Consider the following 1,915-nt stretch of genomic DNA (forward strand, 5'->3'; position numbering starts at 1 on the left):
ATCTGCTCTGCCTCCCGCCCTACAGCCCGGACTTCAACCCCATCGAGCAGGCCTTTGCCAAGCTGAAAGCCATGCTGCGCAAGGCGGCTGCGCGCACCCTCGATGACCTCTGGCACACCATCGGCCGCATCAGCGAGACCTTCACCCCGACCGAGTGCGACAGCTCCTTCGCCGCAGCCGGGTACGACGCAAACTGATCGGAAAACGCTCTAATTGGACGTATATTGCCGTTGGAAGAACAGAATACAGTCGTGGGTCGCAGGTATGGTCTCGGTTGTTGATCCTGTTGTCTTCTGAAAAGCGATGAAAGAGCAGAAATTATCCTCGCCGAACGCCTCATCCATCACCGCTTGTACGCAATGGACGTTCTCATCCCCGATCTGCACGAAGATGCTGCCGCTCTCGTGGAGCAAGTCACGCGCTACCGTCAGCCGGTCACACAGGTAGCTCAGGTAGGAGTGGATGCCATCGCGCCAGGTGTCACGGAACGCCCGCACCTGCTCCGGCTCCCGCGTCACATGCGTCCGGTCGCCGTCCTTCACGTCGCGACTGGTCGTGCTTCACTGGAAGTTGCTGTTGAATTTGATCCCATAGGGTGGGTCGAAATAGATGCACTGCACCTGCCCGCGCAGCCCCTCGCGCTCCACCAGGCTCGCCATGACGGAGAGGCTGTCGCCCAGGATCATCCGGTTCGACCAGTGCTGGTCGTGCCGGTAGAACTCGGTCGCCACGTCCCGGTGCGGCAGCCCGTTGAAGTCGGCGAAGAGGTCCGGCATCGTCGGCCCCGGCCGCTTCGTCCGGCTGCGGCGCTTCAGATCCTCCACTAGCGCCTGGGGGATGCACCTTCTCCTGGATATAGAGCGGCGGCGCCTGGACAATCAGGTCCGACCAGTCCCGCTCGTCCTTGCCGTGCCAGACGAGCTGCGGGTCGAGGTCGCGGTTCCGCCGCTCATAGGCCAGCCGGATCGGCGTCCGGTCCTCCGGCCGCATCACCGTCTCCAACTCGGCGGCCGGATGTTCTTCCGCGAGTCCTCGGCGTGACGGTAGCTCGGCACCGGACGCGGCGTAGCTGCGGCCTCGACCCGCCTTGCAGGCGCCGCCGCCTGCGCCATGGCGGCCGCGCGCGGGGCGACCACGGCGGCGGGCTTCACGGCGGCAGGGCCACCATCCGGCGCCACCAGATGGACGGAGCCGCCACGGCCACGCCCGATGCGGCCCGCCTCGACCAGCGCCTCCTTCACCCGGTCGTAGGTCGTCTCCTGCCAGCCCAGCGCCTCGCGCAGTGCGCCATTGCCGGCCGAGCCGCCCATCTCCTCCAGCAGCGCCAGGAAGCACGCCTGCTGTGTCTCACCCGCCATGTCGAATTCCCCCTCAGGCCGCCGCCGCGACCTGCTGCCCCGCACCGAGCGATTCCATCAGGCGGCCGAACTCGGCCTCGATCGCGAAGACCTCCGTGAATTCGGCGAAGGCCCAGCGGCCGAGACCCTGCAATCCATTCACGCCCGGCACCCAGTAGGCGTGCATGGTGAGGGCCTTCTCCTTCGCGTCCTCGCCGCGGTAGCCCTTGACCTCAACGATTAGGGGCAGTGGCTCCGCCTGGCCGTCATCGATGCGCAGGATGAAGTCCGGCCGGTAGCGGTGCGGCTGGGAGCCGAGCAGGTAGGGCGCTTCCAGCCCCAGGCCCTGGTTCTTGACGTAGGCCAGCACCCGGGGATGCCCCTCGGCGAAACTACCTCATCACCGCAGTGGAGCGCGCGGCATGACGCATCTCAGGCAAACCGCGACCGACCGGACCCGCCTGGACGACGCCGATTTCCTCTCCGCCGTGCTGGAGAACACGCTGGGCACCGCGCCGAGGGCCATGGATCTGGCCTACTGGAGCGGCTTCCTGGCGGGTGTCGGCGGCGACCGGGGC

Annotated in this window: 5 protein-coding genes; 1 reads left to right on the top strand and 4 read right to left on the bottom strand. The window is 66.9% G+C overall.

The annotated features are described in order from the left end of the window. Positions 1–197 (top strand): transposase (locus NJ376_RS20975; RefSeq protein ID WP_252955237.1); only part of this gene is annotated, 197 nt, incomplete at its 5' end. A gap of 12 nt (positions 198–209) precedes the next feature. Here NJ376_RS20975 and NJ376_RS29420 read toward each other — a convergent pair. The 4 genes from NJ376_RS29420 to NJ376_RS20995 all read right to left on the bottom strand — a co-directional run bounded on the left by NJ376_RS29420 (position 210) and on the right by NJ376_RS20995 (position 1,707). Beyond that, on the bottom strand, positions 210–542 hold the full coding sequence (locus tag NJ376_RS29420; RefSeq protein WP_252955238.1) for a DNA methyltransferase: 333 nt from the start codon (positions 540–542) through the stop codon (positions 210–212). A gap of 18 nt (positions 543–560) precedes the next feature. Beyond that, the gene (locus tag NJ376_RS20985) at positions 561–776 is read right to left on the bottom strand and encodes a hypothetical protein (RefSeq protein WP_252955239.1); all 216 of its coding nucleotides are present in this window, start codon (positions 774–776) and stop codon (positions 561–563) included. A 213-nt stretch (positions 777–989) separates the two neighbouring features. After that, positions 990–1,358 carry a hypothetical protein gene (locus NJ376_RS20990; protein WP_252955240.1) on the bottom strand — a complete coding sequence of 123 codons (369 nt, stop codon included), beginning with the start codon at positions 1,356–1,358 and terminating at the stop codon, positions 990–992. Positions 1,359–1,371: 13 nt separating this feature from the next. Beyond that, positions 1,372–1,707 carry a hypothetical protein gene (locus tag NJ376_RS20995; protein ID WP_456309669.1) on the bottom strand — a complete coding sequence of 112 codons (336 nt, stop codon included), beginning with the start codon at positions 1,705–1,707 and terminating at the stop codon, positions 1,372–1,374. Between the last annotated feature and the right edge of the window lie 208 nt (positions 1,708–1,915).

The sequence above is a fragment of the Siccirubricoccus soli genome (assembly GCF_024178315.1).
GTDB classification, from domain to species: Bacteria; Pseudomonadota; Alphaproteobacteria; order Acetobacterales; family Acetobacteraceae; genus Siccirubricoccus; species Siccirubricoccus soli.